The sequence below is a fragment of the Methylobacterium sp. CB376 genome, from assembly GCF_029714205.1.
Classification (GTDB): Bacteria; Pseudomonadota; Alphaproteobacteria; order Rhizobiales; family Beijerinckiaceae; genus Methylobacterium.
Map to the genome: position 1 here is coordinate 5,834,479 of NZ_CP121648.1, position 21,019 is coordinate 5,855,497.

16 protein-coding genes are annotated in these 21,019 nt (G+C 73.1%); 10 read left to right on the forward strand and 6 right to left on the reverse strand.

The genetic code is table 11. The features are described from left to right. Position 1: 1 nt before the first annotated feature. From gyrB to QA634_RS26845, 3 genes are all read right to left on the reverse strand, one after another. The gene (gene gyrB / locus QA634_RS26835; RefSeq protein WP_012335036.1) at positions 2 to 2,428 is read right to left on the reverse strand and encodes a DNA topoisomerase (ATP-hydrolyzing) subunit B; all 2,427 of its coding nucleotides are present in this window, start codon (positions 2,426 to 2,428) and stop codon (positions 2 to 4) included. 170 nt (positions 2,429 to 2,598) lie between these two features. After that, positions 2,599 to 3,573, reverse strand: coding sequence for an aldo/keto reductase (locus QA634_RS26840; RefSeq protein ID WP_012335037.1), 975 nt, complete (start codon positions 3,571 to 3,573; stop codon positions 2,599 to 2,601). 11 nt (positions 3,574 to 3,584) lie between these two features. Further along, positions 3,585 to 4,226, reverse strand: coding sequence for an MBL fold metallo-hydrolase (locus QA634_RS26845; RefSeq protein ID WP_012335038.1), 642 nt, complete (start codon positions 4,224 to 4,226; stop codon positions 3,585 to 3,587). A gap of 509 nt (positions 4,227 to 4,735) precedes the next feature. On the opposite strand from QA634_RS26845, the gene QA634_RS26850 reads away from it, so the two are divergent. Next, complete coding sequence (locus QA634_RS26850) at positions 4,736 to 6,382, forward strand: tyrosinase family protein (RefSeq protein WP_012335039.1); 1,647 nt, start codon at positions 4,736 to 4,738, stop codon at positions 6,380 to 6,382. A gap of 114 nt (positions 6,383 to 6,496) precedes the next feature. On the opposite strand, the gene QA634_RS26855 is transcribed toward QA634_RS26850, so the two are convergent. Then, on the reverse strand, positions 6,497 to 7,390 hold the full coding sequence (locus tag QA634_RS26855) for a protein-L-isoaspartate O-methyltransferase family protein (RefSeq protein WP_012335040.1): 894 nt from the start codon (positions 7,388 to 7,390) through the stop codon (positions 6,497 to 6,499). Between the two features lie 380 nt (positions 7,391 to 7,770). Between QA634_RS26855 and QA634_RS26860 the strand changes: the two genes are divergently transcribed. Both QA634_RS26860 and QA634_RS26865 read left to right on the forward strand, forming a co-directional pair. Next, positions 7,771 to 10,884, forward strand: a complete 3,114-nt coding sequence (locus tag QA634_RS26860; protein ID WP_012335041.1) for a penicillin-binding protein 1A — start codon at positions 7,771 to 7,773, stop codon at positions 10,882 to 10,884. Between the two features lie 43 nt (positions 10,885 to 10,927). After that, positions 10,928 to 11,959, forward strand: a complete 1,032-nt coding sequence (locus QA634_RS26865; protein ID WP_012335042.1) for a hypothetical protein — start codon at positions 10,928 to 10,930, stop codon at positions 11,957 to 11,959. Between the two features lie 262 nt (positions 11,960 to 12,221). Here the strand turns inward: QA634_RS26865 and QA634_RS26870 are convergent, their stop codons facing one another. Continuing rightward, complete coding sequence (locus QA634_RS26870) at positions 12,222 to 12,434, reverse strand: hypothetical protein (RefSeq protein WP_012335043.1); 213 nt, start codon at positions 12,432 to 12,434, stop codon at positions 12,222 to 12,224. A 198-nt stretch (positions 12,435 to 12,632) separates the two neighbouring features. Here QA634_RS26870 and QA634_RS26875 point away from each other — a divergent pair, with 198 nt between their 5' ends. The 7 genes from QA634_RS26875 to QA634_RS26905 all read left to right on the forward strand — a co-directional run bounded on the left by QA634_RS26875 (position 12,633) and on the right by QA634_RS26905 (position 19,780). Further along, complete coding sequence (locus QA634_RS26875) at positions 12,633 to 12,878, forward strand: hypothetical protein (RefSeq protein ID WP_012335044.1); 246 nt, start codon at positions 12,633 to 12,635, stop codon at positions 12,876 to 12,878. 158 nt (positions 12,879 to 13,036) lie between these two features. After that, positions 13,037 to 13,471, forward strand: coding sequence for a GlcG/HbpS family heme-binding protein (locus tag QA634_RS26880; RefSeq protein WP_012335045.1), 435 nt, complete (start codon positions 13,037 to 13,039; stop codon positions 13,469 to 13,471). A 14-nt stretch (positions 13,472 to 13,485) separates the two neighbouring features. After that, the gene (locus QA634_RS26885) at positions 13,486 to 15,093 is read left to right on the forward strand and encodes a peptide ABC transporter substrate-binding protein (protein WP_012335046.1); all 1,608 of its coding nucleotides are present in this window, start codon (positions 13,486 to 13,488) and stop codon (positions 15,091 to 15,093) included. Positions 15,094 to 15,121: 28 nt separating this feature from the next. Beyond that, complete coding sequence (locus QA634_RS26890; RefSeq protein ID WP_012335047.1) at positions 15,122 to 16,042, forward strand: ABC transporter permease; 921 nt, start codon at positions 15,122 to 15,124, stop codon at positions 16,040 to 16,042. Continuing rightward, a complete protein-coding gene (locus QA634_RS26895; RefSeq protein ID WP_012335048.1) occupies positions 16,039 to 17,139 on the forward strand; it encodes an ABC transporter permease in 1,101 nt (366 codons plus the stop codon). The genes QA634_RS26890 and QA634_RS26895 overlap by 4 nt, the downstream gene beginning before the upstream one ends. 1 nt (position 17,140) lies before the next feature. Continuing rightward, the gene (locus QA634_RS26900; protein ID WP_012335049.1) at positions 17,141 to 18,751 is read left to right on the forward strand and encodes an ABC transporter ATP-binding protein; all 1,611 of its coding nucleotides are present in this window, start codon (positions 17,141 to 17,143) and stop codon (positions 18,749 to 18,751) included. A 234-nt stretch (positions 18,752 to 18,985) separates the two neighbouring features. Then, complete coding sequence (locus tag QA634_RS26905; protein WP_012335050.1) at positions 18,986 to 19,780, forward strand: DUF2189 domain-containing protein; 795 nt, start codon at positions 18,986 to 18,988, stop codon at positions 19,778 to 19,780. Here the strand turns inward: QA634_RS26905 and QA634_RS26910 are convergent. Next, positions 19,753 to 20,997, reverse strand: coding sequence for a serine hydrolase domain-containing protein (locus tag QA634_RS26910; RefSeq protein ID WP_012335051.1), 1,245 nt, complete (start codon positions 20,995 to 20,997; stop codon positions 19,753 to 19,755). The genes QA634_RS26905 and QA634_RS26910 overlap by 28 nt on opposite strands. Between the last annotated feature and the right edge of the window lie 22 nt (positions 20,998 to 21,019).

Below are 21,019 nucleotides of genomic sequence, written 5' to 3' on the forward strand. Positions count from 1 at the left end.
GCTACACGTCGAGGTTGGCGACGTTCAGCGCATTCTCCTGGATGAACTCGCGGCGCGGCTCGACCACGTCGCCCATCAGCTTCACGAACAGGTCGTCGGCGTCGGTCGTGTCCTTGACCTTGACCTGCAGCAGCGAGCGCACGTCGCGGTCGAGGGTCGTCTCCCAGAGCTGCTGGGCGGTCATCTCGCCCAGGCCCTTGTAGCGCTGGAGCTGGAGGCCCTTGCGGCCGAGCGCCATCGTGGTCTCGAACAGGGCCACGGGGCCGTGCAGCACGACCTCCTCGCCCTTGCGCTGCAGGGTGACCGGCGCGTCGTAGATCTGGCGCAGGGAATCCGTGCGCTCGTCGAGGCGGCGGGCCTCCTGCGAGGAGATCAGCGCCTCGTCGAGCACCGCCACCTGCCGCACGCCGCGCAGGGTCCGCGACAGGACGTAGCCGCCGGCCCGCGCCTCGCCCTCCCAGCCGCGCTCGATCTCGTCCGAGAGGGCGTTGAGCCGCCGGGCGACCTCGTCGGCCACGACCTCCGCCTCGGCCGGGTTCTCGGCCAGCGCCGGGCGCAGCGCCCCGGCGATCGCCGCCTGCTCGACCACGGTGCGGTCGTAGCGGGTGTGGAGCCCGTGCAGGATGGTGCGCACCCCGCGCGCCTCGTCGACCAGCGCCTTGAGCTGCGGACCCGCGAAGGCGACGCCGGTGGCGAGCCGCAGGGAGGCGCCCTCGACGCCGCCGTCGATCAGGTAATCCTCCAGCGCGCGCTCGTCCTTCAGGTAGAGGTGCGAGCGCCCCTTCGAGGCTTTGTAGAGCGGCGGCTGCGCGATGTAGAGGTGCCCGCGCTCGATCAGCTCCGGCATCTGCCGGAAGAAGAAGGTGAGCAGCAGGGTGCGGATGTGCGAGCCGTCGACGTCCGCGTCCGTCATGATGATGATGCGGTGGTAGCGCAGCTTGTCGGGGTTGAACTCTTCGCGGCCGATGCCGGTGCCGAGCGCCGTGATCAGCGTCCCGATCTCCTGGCTCGACAGCATCTTGTCGAAGCGGGCGCGCTCGACGTTGAGGATCTTGCCGCGCAGCGGCAGCACCGCCTGGAAGGTGCGGTCGCGGCCCTGCTTGGCCGAGCCGCCGGCCGAGTCGCCCTCGACGAGCAGGATCTCGCACTTCGACGGGTCGCGCTCCTGGCAATCGGCGAGCTTGCCCGGCAGCGAGGCGATGTCGAGGGCGCCCTTGCGGCGGGTGAGCTCGCGGGCCTTGCGGGCGGCCTCGCGGGCGGCGGCGGCCTCGGCCACCTTGCCCACGATGGTGCGCGCCTCGCCCGGATTCTCCTCCAGCCAGTTCGACAATCCCTCGCCGAGCACCGCCTCGACGACCGGGCGGACCTCGGAGGAGACCAGCTTGTCCTTGGTCTGCGAGGAGAATTTCGGGTCCGGCACCTTCACCGAGATGATCGCGGTCAGGCCCTCGCGGCAATCGTCGCCCGTGAGCGTGACCTTCTCCTTCTTGGCGATGCCGGAGGATTCGGCGTAGCCGGTGATCTGGCGCGTCAGCGCCGCCCGGAACCCCGCCATGTGGGTGCCGCCGTCCCGCTGCGGGATGTTGTTGGTGAAGGGCAGCACCGTCTCGTGATAGCTGTCGTTCCACCACAGGGCGACTTCGACGCTGATCCCGTCGCGCTCGGCGCGGACCACCACCGGCTTGGCGACGAGCGGCGTCTTGGTGCGGTCGAGGTAGCGCACGAAGGCCTCGACGCCGCCCTCGTAGACCAGTTCCTCGCGCTTGTGCTCGGCGTGGCGGGCGTCGGTCAGCACGATGCGCACGCCCGAATTCAGGAAGGCGAGTTCGCGCAGGCGCTTCTCCAGCGTCGCGTAGTCGAACTCGACCATCGAGAAGGTCTCGGTCGAGGGCAGGAAGGTGACCTCGGTGCCGCGCCGGTCCCCGGCCGGGCCGACGACGGCGAGCGGCGCCACCGCGTCGCCGTGGCGGAACTCCATCGCGTGCTCCTGGCCGCCGCGCCAGATGCGCAGGCGCAGCCAGGTCGAGAGCGCGTTCACCACCGAGACGCCGACCCCGTGCAGGCCGCCCGAGACCTTGTAGGAGTTCTGGTCGAACTTCCCGCCCGCGTGGAGCTGGGTCATGATGACCTCGGCGGCCGAGACCCCCTCCTCCGCGTGGATGTCGGTGGGAATGCCGCGGCCATTGTCCGAGACCGTGCAGGAGCCGTCCGGGTTGAGCGTCACGGTCACCAGCGTGGCGTGGCCGGCCAGGGCCTCGTCGATGGCGTTGTCGACGACCTCGTAGACCATGTGGTGCAGGCCCGAGCCGTCGTCGGTGTCGCCGATATACATGCCGGGCCGCTTGCGCACCGCGTCGAGGCCCTTGAGGACCTTGATGGAATCGGCGCCGTAGGTGTCGGGGGTCAGATCGCGGGCGGGTTCGGCCATGTCGGTTCCTGATCGGGCGGGCGCCGGGGGCGTGGGACGCCGGAAGGGGGAGCGCCGCCGCAACAATTGTCGAGTCTTAGATAAGCATTCCGCGTTGAGATTGCACCGGTTTCGGGCGCCGCAGGGGCGCCCGGACCGGTATCGCAATCCCCGGTTAAGGGGGCGGAAATTCAGGCCCTGAGGCCGCCCCGGCTCGCCGCGTCGAGGCGCGCGACGGCGGCCGGGTCGAGGGTGAGCCGCGCCCCGGCGATCAGCTCGTCGAGCTGGGCCACCGAGGTGGCGCTGGCGATCGGCGCGGTGAGGCCGGGCCGCGCCACCAGCCAGGCGATCGCGACCTGCGCGGGCGTGGCGCCGTGCGCCTGCGCGACCGCGTCGAGCTCGCGCAGGAGCGCGAAGCCCTTCGGGGTGAGGTAGGGCGAGACGCGCCCCTCGCGGGCGCGGCCGGCGGCGGCCCCCGCCTCGCGGTACTTGCCGGTCAGGAAGCCGGCCGCCAGGGAGAAGTAGGAGATCACGCCGATCCCCTCCCGGCGGCAGAGCGGCTCCAGCTCCGCCTCGTAGCCGCGCTCGGCGAGGCTGTATTCCGGCTGCAGGCACTCGTAGCGCGGCAGGCCGGTCCGGGCCGCGACGGCGAGGGCCTCCCGCAGCCGCGCGGCGGAGAAGTTCGAGGCGCCGATCGCCCGCACCTTGCCGGCCCGGATCAGCCGGTCGTAGGCGCCGAGCGTCTCCTCGATCGGCGTCTCGGGATCGTCCTCGTGGGACTGGTAGAGGTCGATGCGGTCGGTGCGCAGGCGGCGCAGCGATTCCTCGACGGCGCGCGCGATGGAGGCGCCGCTCAGGCCCTTGCGGGCCTCGCCCGCCGGGCCCTCCCCCATGTCCATGCCGACCTTGGTGGCGAGCACGATGCGGTCGCGGCAGCCGCGCGATTCCATCCAGCGCCCGAGGATCGTCTCGGATTCGCCGCCGGCGTGGCCCGGCACCCAGCGCGAGTAGATGTCGGCGGTGTCGATGAAGGTGAAGCCCTGGTCGAGCAGCCGGTCGAGGATGGCGAAGGAGGTCGGCTCGTCCGCGGTCCAGCCGAGGACGTTGCCGCCGAAGCAGAGCGGCGGGACGGAGAGGCCCGAGCGGCCGAGGGGACGAAGCTCCATGGGGTGAAGGCTCACTGAAGGAAGGGGTTGTCGAGGCGCTCCTGGCCGATCGTGCTCGTCGGCCCGTGGCCGGGGATGAGGACGACGTCGTCGCCGAGCGGCAGGAGCTTGGTCTTGATCGAGGCGATCAGCGCGGCGTGGTCGCCGCCCGGCAGGTCGGTCCGGCCGACCGAGCCGCGGAACAGGACGTCGCCCACCTGGGCGAAGCGCGCCTCGCGGCTCACCAGCACGACGCTGCCGGGGGAGTGGCCGGGGCAGTGCAGCACGTCGAAGGAGAGGTCCCCGACCGTCACCACGTCCCCCTCGGCGAGCCAGCGGTCCGGGGTGACGGCGCGCGCGCCCTCGATGCCGTAGGCGGCGCCGGTCCCGGGCAGCCGGTCGAGGAGCGGCTTGTCGGCCTCGTGCGGCCCCTCGATGATGACGCCGAGGCGCTCGCGCAGCTCCGCGGCCCCGCCCGCATGGTCGATATGGCCGTGGGTGAGCAGGATCTTCTCCACCGTGACGCCGGCCTTCTCGATCGCGGCGAGGATCCGGTCGAGGTCGCCCCCGGGATCGATCACGGCGGCGCGCTTGGTCGCCTCGCACCAGAGCAGGGTGCAGTTCTGCTGGAAGGGCGTGACCGGGATGATGGCGGCGCGGGGCGTGCTCGGCATGGAGATCCGTCGGCGGAGATGGCTCCCGGTCTTTTAGCCGAGAAGCTGACGCGGAGCACCTCGCGCGGCAAGGCGCCCGGCAAGGCGCCCGGAAAGACGCCCGGAAAGACGCCCGGAAAGACGCCCGCAAGGCCGCCTCGCCGCGCCCCGACGCCGCCCGGCCCCGGCCGCCGCCACCGATCCTGGAAATTTCGCGGCCGCGACCGATCGTCGGTTGTCAATCGTCGTCGCTCGCAGTAGGTTCTCCTAGTCGTAACCTTAGGTAAGTATCACCAACACGGAACAACTTCGGCGTTTGTGTGCACACGATATTTCACGCCATCGCTGGATTCTTGCTTCAGTGTGAGAATGAAATCTACAATATTTGGCTGGCAATATCCAGATCCGGGACGAAATAATCACCTGGATCGAATATGAACGCAATCATTCTCGCAGGAAAACCTATTTCTGCGATGAAGAGAGATCGTTCGTCTGCAAAAGGCTGGAAGATCATGGCGGAGAAACTTGACATGACGGCGACCGGGCGTGAGGTGATCGCAGGCGGAGTGGCGGCGGGCATGATCGCGGCGACGGGCGGGGCGGATGCGCAGGTGCTGCGCCCGCGCCTGCGCCCGGACCTGGCCTCGCCGACCGGAAAGAAGATGCTCGCGCTCTACGCCGCCGCCGTGCAGGCGATGCAGGACCCGGCGATCAACTACCCGCCGCAGCCGCAGAGCTGGACCTTCCAGTCCTACATCCACGCCGTGCCGGCCAATCCCTTCGACCCGGCCTTTTCCGGAGGGCTCCCGTCCGGCACGCCCGCGCTGAAGACCCGCATCGACGAGATCTACGGCAACCCGCCCGCCGGCAGCCCGGCCGCCGCCTGGAAGGAGGCGGCGCTGAAGTGCTGGGGCACCTGCACGCATGCGAGCCCCTATTTCGCGACCTGGCATCGCTGGTACATGTACTACTTCGAGCGCGTGTGCCGGGTGATGTGCAAGGATCCGAACTTCCTGCTGCCCTACTGGAATTACGGTTCCGGTCCGAACGCGACGCTGCAGCTTCCGCCGGGGTTCCGGAACCAGGACTATCCCTCGCTGATGTTCGACGACCGCGGGGTCGGCTTCTCCACCCCGCAGGGCGACGGCGCGCAGAACGTCGCCATGAACGCGGGCGGCTACATGCCGTTCTCCCTCATCAACTACATCCCGGCCCTCTCCACCAAGGAGATGTTCCCCTCCGACACCAATGCGATCCCCATGGGTCCGTCGCAGCCGGGCTACGCCGCGCTCGGCATGACCGGGCGGCTCGAGAACGCGCCGCACGACATGGTGCACCTCGGCGTGGGCGGGTGGATGGGCAACATCCCCTCGGCGGCGGGCGATCCGATCTTCTTCGTCCACCATTGCCAGGTCGACCGGCTCTACGCCTCCTGGGAGGCGCTGCCCGGCTCGACCTACAATTGGGGCGACCTGCCCATGCAGCCGAGCGAGTCGACCTGGAAGGATCAGCCGGCCTGGTTCGTGGACGGGTCCGGCGACCTCGTCCGGGTTCGACTCGGCGACGCGATCGACACGGCCAAGCTCGGCTACGGCTACGACACGCTGGTCAAGCCGTCGCCGGTCCAGGTCGCGGCGCTCTCCCCGAGCGCCGCGCCGCGGCCTGCCCCCGCGATCGTGGAGGCCGCGATGCGCACGAAGGCTTTCGCGGTCGGGGCCGGCGGCGCCACCGTGACCTTCGCCCCGGAGCCGGGCGCGGCGGGAGTCGAGCCCCGCGCCGCGAGCCCCGTCGCGCGCGACGGCGGGTCCGCCACGCTCGTCCTCGAAGGCGTGAGGCTGCGGCGGCGCCCGCCGGCCCCCCTCAGCGTCTTCGTGAACCTGCCCAAGGGCACGGCGCCGCAGCTCAACGGCCCCTACTACGTGACCACCCTCAACTTCTTCAACTTCGACCTCGCCACGGGCCTGCCGATCGCCCACGGGCACGGGACGGGGCACGCGGACCACGCCGCCCCGGCGCGGGCCGACCTGCGCATCGAGGTGGGCGCGATCCTGGCGGCCCAGGAGGCGAAGGGGCTCTGGGACCGCGGACCGATCACCGTGACGATCACCACGCTCGGCGCCGACAGCGTGGGCGAGGCGACCTACGTCACCTTCGACGGCGCCACCCTGACGCCCTGAGCGCGGGCGGCGCGAGGCGGATCGCCCCCGCCTGCGCGGGGGTCGATCTCCTCGACGGCGCCGGTCCCCCGGGAGGGCCGGATGGCTGCCGCGTCCCGGCCGCCCGGTCGCGGGTCAGGCGCCGGGCGGCGAGCCGCCCGCTTGAGCGACGGGACGATCCGGGTCGCTCGGGGCGCGCCGCGACAGCCACCAGCCCTCCCCGGCGAGCCACGCCTCGTCGTCGGGCACCGGTCCGCGGCGCAGGCTGCGCACCCGCTCCATCCCGCCCCCGGCCAGGGCGGCGGCGAGGCGGCGCTCGCCCTCGGGGCTGCGGGCCCCCAGGCAGGGCACGAAGCGGGTGCGCGACAGGAAGCGCGCGTCGAGGATCTCGGGGGGTGCGCCCGGGCCGCGGCGGCCCGCGAGCAGGAGCCCGCCCCAGCCCCGGTCGGGAGTCAGCGGCACGATCAGGCGCCCGGTCTCCGAGAGGGCGTCGAGCCACGGGGCGAGCGGCTCGGTCGCGCCCGCATTGACGACGATGAGGTCCGCCTCCGGCAGCGCCCCCTCCGTCCCGGAGCGGGCCTGCACGCGCACCTGGGGATAGGCGGACAGGGCCGCGGCGGCCATCCGGGCCAGGCTCGGCTCGATCTCGTAGGCCTCGACGCAGCCTCCGGGCCCGACCAGTTCGGCCAGGATCGCCGTGTAGTAGCCGCCCCCGGCGCCCACCTGCACCACCCGCTCGCCCGGGCGCGGCGCCGCCGCCGCGAGCGCGGTCGCGTGCAGGCTCGGCTCGCCGTTGTTGATGCCCTCCTCCGGGAGCAGCGACACCAGCACGTCGCGGTAGAGCCCGGCCGGATCCCCGGCCGGCACCCACTCGATCCCCTCTTCGCCCATCACCCGCCAGGGTCCGGGCCCGCAGAAGGCCTCCCGCGGCACGGTCGCGAAGGCGCGGATCAGGGCGGGATCGCGGGTCCCCGCGCGGGCCGCGACGGCGGCCGCGTAGGTGGCGCGCGGGCGGCTCAGGTCGGCCATCGCGGAGCCCTTCTGCTCGGTGGTGCGGCAGCCTAGAGCATTTTCCGACGAAGTGGATGCCGGTTCGTCGCAGAAAATCCGGCAAGATCAAAGATCTAGAGCGGCACCCGGTTGCAACGTGATCGGGTGCCGCTCTGGAGGCTGTTCGGGACCGGAAACAGGATTCGTGTCGCGCCGGCGACGTCCGGGCCGCCGGGGGGGCCCGGCCGCACGCGGCTCCTGCCCGGCGCCCAATCCGGCCCGCGCAACGCCTGTCCGCGGGCCATCGCAGCCTCCCGACCCGCGGGACCCGACCTTAAAAGGGCCGCGTTGTACAGGTCCCCTTCAGGTCCCCGGCCGTTTCCTGCCGCGTCAGCCCTGACCGGCCGGGCGCAAGGTCCATGAACGCGATCCTCATCAAGCTCTTCGCCACCGCGCTGACGCTCAGCCAGGCGACCACCCGGCCGGAGGCGATCCGCACCCAGTTCGATCCCGCCAAGGACGGGCCCGAGGTGGTGCGCATCCTGCGCGACGGCTGCGCCCACATGCGCAAGGCCTTCGACATCGAGGACATCAACCTCGACGACCTGATCTCGACCGCGATGGAGGACCCCAAGGCGATCGCGGGCGAGGCCAAGATCCTGCACGGCCTCGACATCGGCGAACTCAACACGAGCTACAAGCAGTTCTGCAAGAACGAGAACCCGCCCAACGCCCCCTTCGAGGCGAAGGCCGTGATCGAGTTCTACAACAGGGCGGTGGAGGGCCTGCCCGACGCGAGCGCGCTCAAGACCCTCCGGCTGCCGGGCGTGAGCACGATCCTGGACGGGCGCGGCAACCGCTTCTCGGAGACCGCCGAGCCGAACGGGCGGCGCATCGCCGTGCCGATCACCCAGATCCCCGTGCTGGTCCAGAAGGCCTTCATCGCCGCCGAGGACAAGCGCTTCGAGAGCCACAGGGGCATCGACGAGCGCGGGGTGATCCGGGCCTTCATCGGCAACCTCGCCTCGCCGGGCCGGCCGGCGGGCGGCTCCACCATCACCCAGCAGGTGGTGAAGAACCTGTCGGTGGGCGACGACGTCACCTACGAGCGCAAGATCCGCGAGATGATCGTGGCGGTCCGCGCCGAGCAGGTGATGACGAAGCCCGAGATCCTCGGCCTCTACCTGAACGGGATCTATCTGGGCCGCGGCGCCTACGGGGTCGAGATGGCCGCGCGCAGCTACTTCGGCAAGTCGGTCAAGGACCTGACCGTGCCGGAGGCGGCCCTGCTCGCGGGCATGCCGAAGGGACCGAACTACTACAGCCCCGACAAGTATCCCGACCGCGCCCGCGAGCGGCGCGCCTACGTCCTCTCCCGCATGAAGGAGGAGGGCGTGATCGACGAGGCGGCGATGAACGAGGCGCTGCGGAGCGACCTCGGCCTCGTGCCGCTGGAGCGCACGCGCCAGGAGGCCGGCTTCTACTACGTCGACCATCTCGGCCGCGAGGCGCGCTCCCTCGCCGGCCTCGACGCGCTCACCGCCAACGCCTACACGGTGCGCACGACGCTCAATGCCGGGCTTCAGACCGCGACCGAGTCGATCCTCCAGGACGCGCTGGCGCGCTACGAGGCGGCGACCGGCCGCTCCCGCTTCGAGGGGCCGGAATTCAACCTCGCGGACGCGGTCAAGCGCATCGAGGCCGCCACCGCGCCGGCCGCGGCGGCACCGCCCGAGCCGGCGCCCGCCGCGAAGCAGGCCGGCGGCCCGGCCAGCGGCGGCGGTCCGGCCAGCGGCGGCGGCCCGGCCAGCGGCGGCGGCCCGGCCAAGGGCGGACCGGCCAAGGGCGGCAAGGCCGCGAAGGCCCCGGCGAGGCCGGCCGGGCCCAAACCGGCCTGGCAGCGTGCGCTCGAGAGCGCCCGCGCGCCGCTCTACGACGTGCACTGGCCCCTCGCCGTGGTGCTCGACACCGGCGCCAAGGGCGCGGCGCCCCGCGTCGGCCTCGCGGACGGGCGCGTCGCCAGCCTCAATCCGGGCCTCGCCCGGGGCCGGCTCGCCCCCTACGACGTGGTGCGGGTCGCCCTTCGGGAGGGAAAGGGCGCCCCGCGGGCCGACCTGCGCGTCCGCCCCCAGGTCCAGGGCGCGGCCGTGGTGCTGGAGAACCGAACCGGGCGCATCCTCGCCATGGCGGGCGGCTTCTCCTACCCGCTGAGCCAGCTCAACCGGGTGACCCAGAGCGTCCGCCAGCCGGGCTCGACCCTCAAGCCGCTCACCTACCTGGCGGCGCTCAATGCCGGGCTGCAGCCCAACACGCTGGTGATGGACGCGGCCGTGACGCTGCCGCCGATCGGCGGGGTCGGCCAGTCCTGGTCGCCCAAGAACTACGAGGGCGGCGGCTCCGGCCCGACCACGCTGCGGCGCGGCCTGGAGCACTCGAAGAACCTCGTCACCGCCCAGCTCCTGCGCGGCGGCATCGCCGAGCGGCCGGAGCAGAGCCTGAAGCGGGTCTGCGACATCGCCCTCGAAGCCCAGCTCTACGCCGAGTGCGAGCGCTACTACCCGTTCGTGCTCGGCGCCCAGCCGGTGCGGATGATCGACCTCGCGGCCTTCTACGCGGCCATCGCCAACGAGGGCGAGCGGCCGAGCCCCTACGCCCTCGAATCGGTCGCGCAGGGCGAGACCTACGTCTACCGGCACGCGGAGCGCCCGCTCGCCCGCATCGGCTCGGCCGACCGGGTCGCCTTCTACCAGATCAAGAGCCTGCTCCAGGGCGTGACCCAGCGCGGCACGGCGGCGGCCCTCGCGCGCTTCGCCCCCTACGTGGCCGGCAAGACCGGCACCTCGGAGGACGAGAACGACGCCTGGTTCGCGGGCTTCACCAACGAGATCACCATCGTGGTCTGGATCGGCTACGACAACGCGGACGGCCGGCGCCGCACGCTCGGGCGCGGCCAGACCGGCGGGCACCTCGCCGTGCCGGTCTTCGCCCAGATCCTCCAGGCCGCCTGGGCGAACGGGGTGCCGAAATCACCCCTCGCCCCGCCGAGCCCGGAGGCGCGGCGCCTGATCGCGGACGCGCCGATCGACCTCTATTCCGGCAGCCGGGTGGCGGGGGGCGGCTTCATGGAGCATTTCCGCCTGCAGCCCGACGGACGCCTCGCCGACACCCGGTTCAGCCTCGTGCCGCAGGAATCGGTCTACGCCATGCGGCCGGACGTCGACCAGGACGGCGACGTGGTGGATGGCGGCCGGCCCGAGGACGCCAACCCGTTCGACGAGCCGCGGCGGCGGGACGAGGCGCGGCGTCCGGCGGACGTGCGGCAGCCGGACGACGACCGCTACGACCCGTTCGGGGAGATCGGGCGGCAGCTCTTCGGCGGCCCGCCGCCGATCCGCCGGGCGCAGCCGGTGCCGGCCCCCGAGCCGATCTGGCCGGGCCCCTCGGCCCGCTCGCCCTTCGGCGACGACGACGGCTACCGCCGGCCGCGCCGCCGCGATCCCGACTATCTCTTCGGGGAAGATCCGACCTATTGACGGTGCGGCCCCCCGGCCCCCGAATCTCAAGGAAGTCCCGCCCGTGCGTCACAGCCTCACGGCCCGCCTCCGCGTCGCCGCGCCCCTTCTCGTCGCCTTGACGGCGACGCCGGTCCTCGCCCAGTACCGCACCAAGGACGTGCCGAGCCTCGCGGGCCTCGATGCCGGGGGGATCGCCCCGAACACGATCCTGTTCACCGATCACCGGGACAACCCGTCGAGCCCCGAGAGCGGCCTCACCCCCTTCGCCGAGTGGAGCCGCAACCAGCCGGTGCAGAAGGCGATCCTCTCGCCCTACCCGGACTACGTCGAGCCCGACTACAAGGTGACGGTGAACGGGACCACCAAGGCGCGGCACGAGGCGCTGAAAGTCTACCTCGCCGAGGCGCGCTTCGTGGTGCCGCGCCCGGCCGACCGCATCGACCTCAAGCGGTTCGCCTCGCTCGGCTTCCTCGGCCGGATGGATCCGGCGATCAAGCACAGGGCCCTCAACCCGGCCGACGCGACGCCGACCAGGGACCCGGCGGCCGCCTTCGCGCGCCGGCCCGACCGGCCGTGGTGCGCGGCGCCCGACACGCTCTGCATCGAGTCGCGCTACGACCTGGAGGGCAAGCTGCCGCTCGGGGTCAAGCTCGCCAACAAGCTGGAGGAGGGCGGCAAGAAGATCGCCGAGTTCGTCTCGTTCCAGAGCGAATTGCGGGTCCTGCCGCCCGAGGAGGCGGGGAAGCTCGCGAGCCTCACCCGGATCGACGCTCCGGTGGCGGGCGCGATGGAGCAGAACATCTTCTGGGTGAACCAGATCCTGCGCTTCGGCAAGTTCCTGGCGGTGCTGCAGCCCGCCGCGGGCGATCCGGGCAAGACGGTGGTGACGGCCACCATGGCGCTCGGCATCAAGGCGGACGTGCTCGACCGCAAGAAGGAGTACGAGCGCGTCCCGGTGCTGCGCAACCTGCTGCCGGCCCAGGTGCTGATGGGGAATTCCTCCTTCAACACCGGCAACTCGATCAGCGCGGGCCTGCCGACCTACGCCCGCAACCGCATCGCGGCGTTCGCGGACGCGCTCGCCAAGGAGTGATCGGTCCCCCGCATCATGCGCCGAAGCGGCCCCCGGTTCGGCGGCGAACCGAAGGTCCGCGTCAGCGAAACATGATGCGAAAACCGAATGAGGCAGACTCGCGTCAGGCGATTCTGCCGAGCGCCCGGCTCATCCGACATCCGGTTGATGGCTTCGCCATCTCCGATTTCGGCCATGCGGATGTCGGCTTCGCTCAGGCGCCGCGCTCAGGCGCCGCGCAGGCGCGTGAGCCGGGATCCGCTTGGATCAAGCGGATCCCGGATCAGAGCCCGCGATTGCCGATGGTCGGGACGGTGGGCTGCGTGAAGGCGCGGTTGACGTCCGGCCGGCGCTGCGTGCCGTTGGTGTCGTTCGAGCGGACGTAGTTCTGGGTGCTGAAGGTCTCGCTGAAGGCGGAGCGGTCGGCTTCCATGCTGGTGCAGGCGGGGAGCAGCGCGGCCAGGGCGCCGGCGGCGAGGAGGAGCGGGAGCTTCATCGGTCGGTCCTGTGGGACGGTTCTGCCGGACGGCGAGCCGCCCTCCTCGCGGGGGAACGGGGCGCGGTCAAGGCGCGGCGCGGCGGCCGGCGCGGTTTGCCGGCGGGCGTGGCCGGGGCGCCGCGGCCGCCGGAATCCCGTGGAGAGCCGCGATTCCGTCCTGGCGCGGGGGCAGCCTTTGCGCGACATTCGGGGCCGATGAGCAATGTCGTTCCCCTGCGCGCCCGCACGGCGCCCGACGTCTCCGCCCGCGAGGTCGCCGCGGTGGTCTCCGACCTCGTGGCGATCGCCGAGCAGCTGCACGACATCGGCGCCCGCACGGCGAGCCTGGGACGGCCGCGCCCCGAGACCGAGCGCTCGGTCCAGATGCTCCTCGACGCGGTGACCTCGGTCGAGCGGGCGCTCGACGTCATCACGGATGGCGGCGACTACGCGCCGTTCTGATGCGCCGGGCTGACCGTTTCGCCGGCTGAGCGGAATCCGGGTCCGCTCCGGGGAGCGAGCGTCGGCCGGCCCCTCCCCCACCCGGTGACGCCTGCCGCGCGCTGTGCGATCAGGGGCGATCGCGGGCCGCGGCCCGCCCCCTCGCAGCGGGACATCGCATGTCGGACCTGACCCTTGACGCCGCCCAGAGCATCGTGGCGACGGCGCTCACCACCGCCCGCAGCCTCGACCTGAAGCCGCTCGCGGTGGTGGTGCTCGACGCCCGCGGCGCGCTCAAGGCCGCGTCCGTCGAGGACGGGACCAGCCTGAAGCGGGCCGAGATCGCCGCCGGCAAGGCGAACGGGGCGCTCGCCCTCGGGCTCGGCTCGCGGGCGATCGGCGCCCGGGCGGAGGCGCAGGCCTATTTCGTCGCCGCGGTGACCCACCTCGCCGGGCCGGCCGGGCTCGTCCCGGTGCCGGGCGGGGTGCTGATCAAGCGCCACGGCCACGTGATCGGCGCGGTCGGCATCTCGGGGGACACCTCGGACAACGACGAGACCGCGGCCGTGGCCGGCATCGAGGCCGCCGGGTTCGAGGCCCAGACCGGCGCCTGAGCGGGCGCCCGGCCATGCGCCCGGCCATGCGCCGCCGCGACCTCCTCGCCGCGAGCGGCGGGGCCATCCTCGGGGCCGCGGCGCGCGGCGCGCGCGCGGCCGGGCCGGCCCTCTACCGGCGCGGCAACGACGCCGATCCGGAAACCCTCGATCCGCACCGCTCCTCGACCCTCGCGGAGGCCACGATCCTCCTCGACCTCTTCGAGGGCCTGACCTGCTACGACGCGGCCGGGCGGATCGTGCCCGGGGCGGCGGAGAGCTGGACCACCTCCGAGGACGGCCTCACCTGGAGCTTCACCCTGCGCCCGGACGGGCGCTGGTCGAACGGCGACCCCGTGGTGGCGGAGGATTTCCTGGCCGGGTTCCGCCGCATCCTCGACCCGGCGACCGGCGCCAAATACGCCAACGTGCTGTTCCCGATCCGCGGGGCGGAGGCGGCGAACCGGGGCGCCGCGCCGGTGGAGCGGATCGGCGTCGCGGCGCCGGATCCGCGCCGGGTGGTGATCACGCTCGCCCAGCCGACCCCCTACCTCCTCGAACTGATGACCCATCAGGCGAGTTCGCCGATCCACCGGCCAACGCTCGCCCGGCACGGCGACGCCTTCAGCCGGCCCGGGCTGCTCGTCTCGAACGGCGCCTACCGGCTGACGGATTTCGTGCCGAACGACCGGGTCACGGCGGCGCGCAACCCGCATTTCCGCGAGGCCGGGCGCGTGCGGATCCCCGAGATCGCCTACATCCCGACCCCGGACCTCGCGGCGGCGGTGCGGCGCTTCGCGGCCGGCGAGATCGATTCCCTGAGCGATCTGCCGGCCGACCAGATCCGGGCCCTGAAGGCCCGCTTCGGCGAGCAGGTCTGGCTCGCGCCGGCGCTCGGCGTGCTGGTGCTGATGGTCAACCTGCGCCGGGCGCCGCTCGGCGACCGGCGGATCCGCCAGGCCCTGTCGCTCGCCATCGACCGGGAATTCCTGGCCGAGGCGGTCTGGGGCGAGTCGATGCTGCCGGCCTACTCGCTGACGCCGGCGGGGCTCGACAACGCCCTGCCGCCCCCCGAGATGCCGGGCCGGGACCTCTCGCCCCTGGAGCGGGAGGACCGCGCGGTGGCGCTGCTGCGCGAGGCCGGATACGGGCCGGGAGGGCGGCCGCTGCCCGTCGAGATCCGCTACAACACCACCGACAACAACCGGAACACCATGGTGGCGATCGCCGACATGTGGCAGCCGCTCGGGGTCAGCACGCGCCTCGTCAACACCGATGCCAAGACCCACTTCGCGCATCTGCGCGACGGCGGACCGTTCGACCTCGCCCGCTACGCCTGGATCGCCGATTACGCGGACCCGCAGAACTTCCTGTTCCTGGTCGAGAGCGACAACGACGGCTTCAACTCGGGCCACTACGCCAACCCGGCCTACGACGCGCTGATGCGCGAGGCGGCCGGGACCGTCGATCTCGCGCGGCGGGCCGGGCTGCTGCACCGGGCGGAGGAGGTCTTCCTCGCCGACCTGCCCTGGATCCCGCTGCTGCACTACCGGCACAAGCACATGGTCTCGCCGCGGCTGCGCGGCATCGTGCCCAACCTGCGCGGCGTCTCCCCGACCCGCTACCTCTGGCTGGACGGATGAGCGCCCCGCCCCGCGGGGGCCCGCCCCGATGACCGGCTTCGTGCTGCGCCGCCTCGCCCAGGCGGTCCCGACCCTGTTCCTGGTCGTGACCCTGTCCTTCTTCCTCGCCCGGGTCGCGCCGGGCGGGCCCTTCGACCTGGAGCGGCCGCTCGCCCCCGCGGCGATGGAGAACCTGCGGCGGGTCTACGGGCTCGACCAGCCGCTCCTCGTCCAGTACGGGCGCTACCTCGCCGCGCTCCTGTCGGGGGATCTCGGACCGTCCTTCTCGGTGCGGGACATGGGCGTCGGCGACCTCCTGGCCCGGGGCCTGCCGGTGTCGATGACCCTCGGGGGGCTGGCGCTGGCGCTGGCGCTGATCGCGGGCGTCGGGCTCGGGGGGCTCGCCGCCGCGCGCCGGGGCCGCGCCCTCGACCACGCGGTGATGCTGCTCGGCACGCTCGGGCTGACCGTGCCGGGCTTCGTCGTCGCGCCGCTGCTCCAGATCGCCTTCGGGCTCGGCCTGCGCTGGCTGCCGGTCGGCGGCTGGGAGGGCGGCGCGCCGCGCCACCTCGTCCTGCCGGTGGTGACGCTCGCCCTGCCGCAGGTGGCGGTGATCGCCCGGCTCACCCGGGCCGCCCTGGCCGAGACGCTGGCGACGCCGCCGATGCGCACCCTGCGGGCGCTCGGGCTGCCGCGCCGGGTGATCGCCCTCCACGCCCTGCGGGGCGCGGCGCTGCCGGTGGTCTCCTATCTGGGCCCGACCGCGGCGGGGCTGCTCACCGGCTCGGTGGTGGTGGAGACGATCTTCGGGCTGCCCGGACTGGGCCGCGCCTTCGTGGACGGGGCGCTCAACCGCGACTACCCGCTGGTGATGGGCACGGTGGTGCTGGTGGCCTGCTTCGTGATCCTGTTCAACCTCCTGGTCGATATCGGCCTCGCCCTCCTCGACCCGCGGGTGCGCCGGGCATGAGGCCGCCGCCCGACCTCTCCCTGTGGGCCGCGGCGGCGCGGCGGCTGCGGGGCGACCCCGCGGCCCTGGCGAGCCTCGCGGTGCTGATCCTGATCGGGCTCGCCTGCGCGGCGGGGCCGCTCCTCACCGGCCACGCCTTCGGGCGCCTCTCCTACGATTACCCGCGCACGCCGCCCTCGCTGGAGGTCTATCCCCGCCCCGGGACGATCGGCCCGGCCCTGGAGCGGCTGGCCCTGCGCATGCGGGTGCGCGCGGAAGAGATCGCCCTCGAGCCCGGCGCCGTGCGGGTGACGCTCGCGGCCGACCGGCCGATCGACGCGCGGGTGCTCGGCTTCTTCGCGCGCTCCGACCTGTTCGCCCCAGCGACCCTGCTCGGGCGGGCGGAGGACGGGCGCCGCCTGTCCCTGCGGGTTCCGGTGCGCGAAACGCGCTTCCTCCTCGGCACCGACACGCTCGGGCGCGACCTCCTCACCCAGGTGCTGGTGGGCGGCCGGGTGTCGCTCGCCCTCGGGCTCCTGGCGACCGCGGTGGCGCTGGGGATCGGCGTCGCCTACGGGGCGCTCGCGGGCTATCTCGGCGGCGCGGTCGACGCCGCGATGATGCGGCTCGTCGACATCCTGTACGCGCTGCCCTTCGTGTTCTTCGTGATCCTGCTCGTCGTGGTGTTCGGCCGCTCGCTGGCGCTGGTCTTCGTGGCGGTCGGGGCGGTGGAGTGGCTCGACATGGCCCGCATCGTGCGCGGCGAGGCCCTGGCGATCCGGCGCCAGGATTACGTGCGGGCGGCCGAGGCGCTCGGGCTCGGCACGGGCGCGATCCTGCGCCGCCACGTGGTGCCGAACGCCCTCGGGCCGGTCCTGGCCTACGCGGCCCTGCTGATCCCGCGGGTGATCCTGCTGGAGAGCTTCCTGTCCTTCCTCGGGCTCGGCGTGCAGGAGCCGATGACGAGCTGGGGCGTGCTGATCGCGGACGGCGCCCGCAGCATCGAGAGCGCGCCCTGGATGCTGCTGGCGCCCGCCGCCGCGCTGGTCGCGACGCTCGTGGCCCTCACCCTCCTCGGCGACCGCCTGCGCGACGCCCTCGATCCGCGGGGCGCCTGAGGTGGCGCCGCTCCTCAGCCTCCGGGGCCTGTCGGTGGCCTACGGCGAGGGGGCGGCCCTGTCGGGCCTCGACCTGACCCTCGGGCGGGGGGAGACGCTCGCCCTCGTGGGCGAATCCGGCTCGGGCAAGAGCCAGGCGGCGCTCGCCGTGATGGGATTGCTGCCGGAGACGGCGCGGGTGACGGGCTCGGCCCTGTTCGACGGCACCGAGCTGATCGGCCTCCCCCGCCCGGATCTCGACCGCATCCGCGGCGCGCGGATCGGCATGGTGTTCCAGGAACCGATGAGCGCCCTGCCGCCGCTCTCCCCCGTCGGGCACCAGATCGCCCTGCCGCTGCGGGCGCATCGCGGGCTGACGCGCGCCCAGGCCCGCGCCCGCGCCCTCGACCTCCTGCGCCTCGTGGGGCTGCGCGACGCCGCCGCGCGGCTCGGCGCCTACCCGCACGAATTGTCGGGGGGCGAGCGCCAGCGGGTGATGATCGCCATGGCGCTCGCCTGCGAGCCCGACCTGCTGATCGCGGACGAGCCGACCACGGCGCTCGACGTCACCGTCCAGGCCCAGATCCTGGCGCTGCTGGCCGACCTCAAGGCCCGGCTCGGCCTCGCGCTCCTGTTCATCAGCCACGACCTGCGCCTGGTGCGGCGCATGGCCGAGCGCACCGCGGTGCTGCGGGGCGGGCGCCTCGTCGAGTGCGGGCCGACGGAGCGGCTCTTCGCCGAGCCGCGTGCGCCGGAGACCCGCGACCTCGTGGCGGCCGAGCCCGCCGGGCGCAAGGGCCCGGTCCCGGCCTCCTCCCCTCTGGTGCTGGAGGCGCGCGGGCTCCGCGTCGCCTATCCGGGGCGGGGCGGGCTGCTGCGGCGGGCGCCGCCGCGGGTGGCGCTCGCCGGCCTCGACCTCGCGCTCAGGGCCGGGCAGACCCTCGGGGTGGTCGGGGAATCGGGCTCGGGCAAGTCGAGCCTCGGGCGGGCGCTGCTGCGGCTGGAGCCGGCCGCGACCGGGATCGTGCGCTTCGAGGACCGGGACCTGACCGGGCTCGGCCGGGCGCAGCTGCGGCCGCTGCGGCGGGGTTTCCAGCCGGTGTTCCAGGACCCGCACGGCTCGCTCTCGCCGCGGCTCACCGCGGGGGAGATCGTGTCCGAGGGCCTGCGGGTCCACGCGCCGCGCCTGAGCGCCCGCGAGCGCGACGCGCGGGCCGCGGAGGCCTTCGCCGCGGTGCGGCTCGATCCGGACTGGCGCCACCGCTTCCCGCACGCCTTCTCGGGCGGGCAGCGGCAGCGCATCGCCATCGCGCGGGCGATGATCCTGCGGCCGCGCGTGGTGGTGCTCGACGAGCCGACCTCGGCGCTGGACCGCACGGTGCAGCGGGACATCGTCGCGCTGCTGCGCGAGTTGCAGGCGGCGCACGGCCTCGCCTACCTGTTCATCAGCCACGACCTCGCGGTGGTGCGCGCGCTCGCCGACACTTTGCTGGTCCTGCGCGACGGGCGCGAGGTCGAGCGGGGCGAGACCCTGGAGGTGCTGGCGCGCCCGCGGCAGGCCTACACCCGGGCGCTGGTCGCGGCGGCGGGGCTCGGGGAGCCCGCCCCGGCCTCCGGGCCGGATGGTTCCTAGGAGAGGGGGGCGTCGCCCACCGGCCCGCGATCGAGACAACGTGATCGCCGCCTGGGGCGCGCGCGCCTGCGCTCCCCCCATGGTGCGATCGGGAGCGCTGGATTAGGCTGCCCCGGTCCGGCCCGCCACCCGGTGCCGGTTCCTGAAGGACCCCTCGGCGCAAGCGATGCCCTGACCGCCCCGACCATCCCGGCCCGTCGGCCGTCGCGCGCCCGTCCCCGCGGAGGATTTGCGATGACGGTGTCTCCAGCCTTCTCGCCCGTCACCAGGGCGTATCACCCCGCCGTCCACCGGATCGGCCCGGCCGACCTGCGGACCGCCCTCGCCAAGGGCTGGGGGGACTTCCTCGACAATCCGACGCACGTCCTGTTCATCGTGATGATCTACCCGATCGCCGGGGTGATCCTCGCGGCGGCGGTCTTCGAGAACGATCTCCTGCCGCTGCTCTTCCCCCTCGCCTCGGGCTTCGCCCTGATCGGGCCCTTCGCGGCGATCGGCCTCTACGAGATGAGCCGGCGGCGCGAGCGCGGCCAGGAGACCGACTGGGTGCAGGCCTACGCGCCGCTGACCCGGCGCTCGCCGCGGGCGATCCTCGGCGTCGGCCTCGTCCTCACGGCGATCTTCCTCGCCTGGCTCGTCGTGGCGATGGGGATCTACCGCGCGCTCTTCGACGGCGCGGCCTACGCCTCGGCCGGGGCCTTCCTGACGGACGTCCTCACCACGCCGCGGGGCTGGGCGCTGATCGTGGTCGGCAACCTCGCGGGGGCGGCCTTCTCGCTCCTGGCGCTCGCGGTCAGCGCCGTGTCGATCCCGCTCCTCGTCGACCGCGACACGGATGCGGGCACGGCGATCGAGACCTCGATGGCCCTGATGCGCGAGAATCCCGGCACCATGGCGCTGTGGGGCGTGATCGTGGCGGCGCTCCTCGTCGTCGGCATGGCGAGCCTGTTCGTCGGGCTCGCCGTGGTGCTGCCGGTGCTCGGCCACGCCACCTGGCACCTCTACCGGCGGGCGGTCGGCCCCGCCTGATCGACCAGCGCCGCGTAGGTCAGGACGCGCAGCTCGCGCCGCAGCGGCAGGGCCGAGGACGGCATGAGCTGCGTGAGCAGGATCACGAACAGCTCCTCGGCCGGGTCGATCCAGAAGGCCGTCGAGGCGGCGCCGCCCCAGGCGACCTCGCCCGGCGTGCCGAGGATCTGCGCCTTGGCCGGGTCGAGCATGACCGAGAAGCCGAGGCCGAAGCCGATCCCGGCATAGCTCGATTCCGAGAAGCGCGGCTGGCCCATATCGGCGAGGTCGCCGCGCAGGTGGTTGGTGGTCATCAGGTCGACGCTCTTGCGGCCGAGCAGGCGCACGCCGTCGAGTTCGCCCCGGTTGAGGATGAAGCGGCAGAAGCGGGCGTAGTCGGCGGCCGTCGAGACGAGCCCGCCCCCGCCCGAGGCGACCCTGCGCGGATGCGCGTAGCGTCCCTCGACGGCGTCGTCGATCAGGGTCAGGCGCCCGCCCTCCCCGTGGGCGTAGTTCGAGGCGAAGCGCGCCAGCTTCTCGGCCGGGACGTGGAAATCGGTGTCGACCATGCCGAGCGGGCGGATGATGCGCTCGCGCAGGAACGCGTCGAAGGGCTGGCCCGACACCACCGCGACGAGGTGCCCGAGCACGTCGGTGCCGATCGAGTAGTTCCACTCGGCGCCGGGCTGGGACAGGAGCGGCAGGGAGGCGGCCTTGGCCACCACCTCGGCGAGCGAGGTCTCGGCGGTCTGGAAGTCGATGCCCTCGTCCCGGTACATGGCATCGACCAGGGTCGATTCCATGAAGCCGTAAGTGAGGCCCGAGGTGTGGGTGAGGAGGTCGCGGATGGTGATGTCGCGCTCGGCCGGCACGCTCTCCCACTTCCGGCGGCTGCCGCCGGTGAGCACCCGCATGCCGCGGAATTCCGGCAGGAAGCGGGTGACCGGATCGTCGAGCTGGAAGCGCCCCTCCTCGTAGAGCATCATCACCGCCACCGAGGTGAGCGGCTTGGTCATCGAGTAGATGCGCAGGATCGTGTCCCGCGCCATCGGGCGGCCGCGGGCGAGGTCGCAGAGCCCGTGCGCCCGCGCGAAGGCGATCTCGCCGCGCCGCGCCACCGTCACCGACAGGCCGGCGAGCCGGCCGGATTCCACGTAGCGGCGCATCCAGCCGTCGACGCGCTCCAGGCGCTCCGCGCAGAGGCCGACCGCCTCGGGGGCACAGGTGGGTTCGGACAAGGGGGCGACTCCTCGCTCTGAC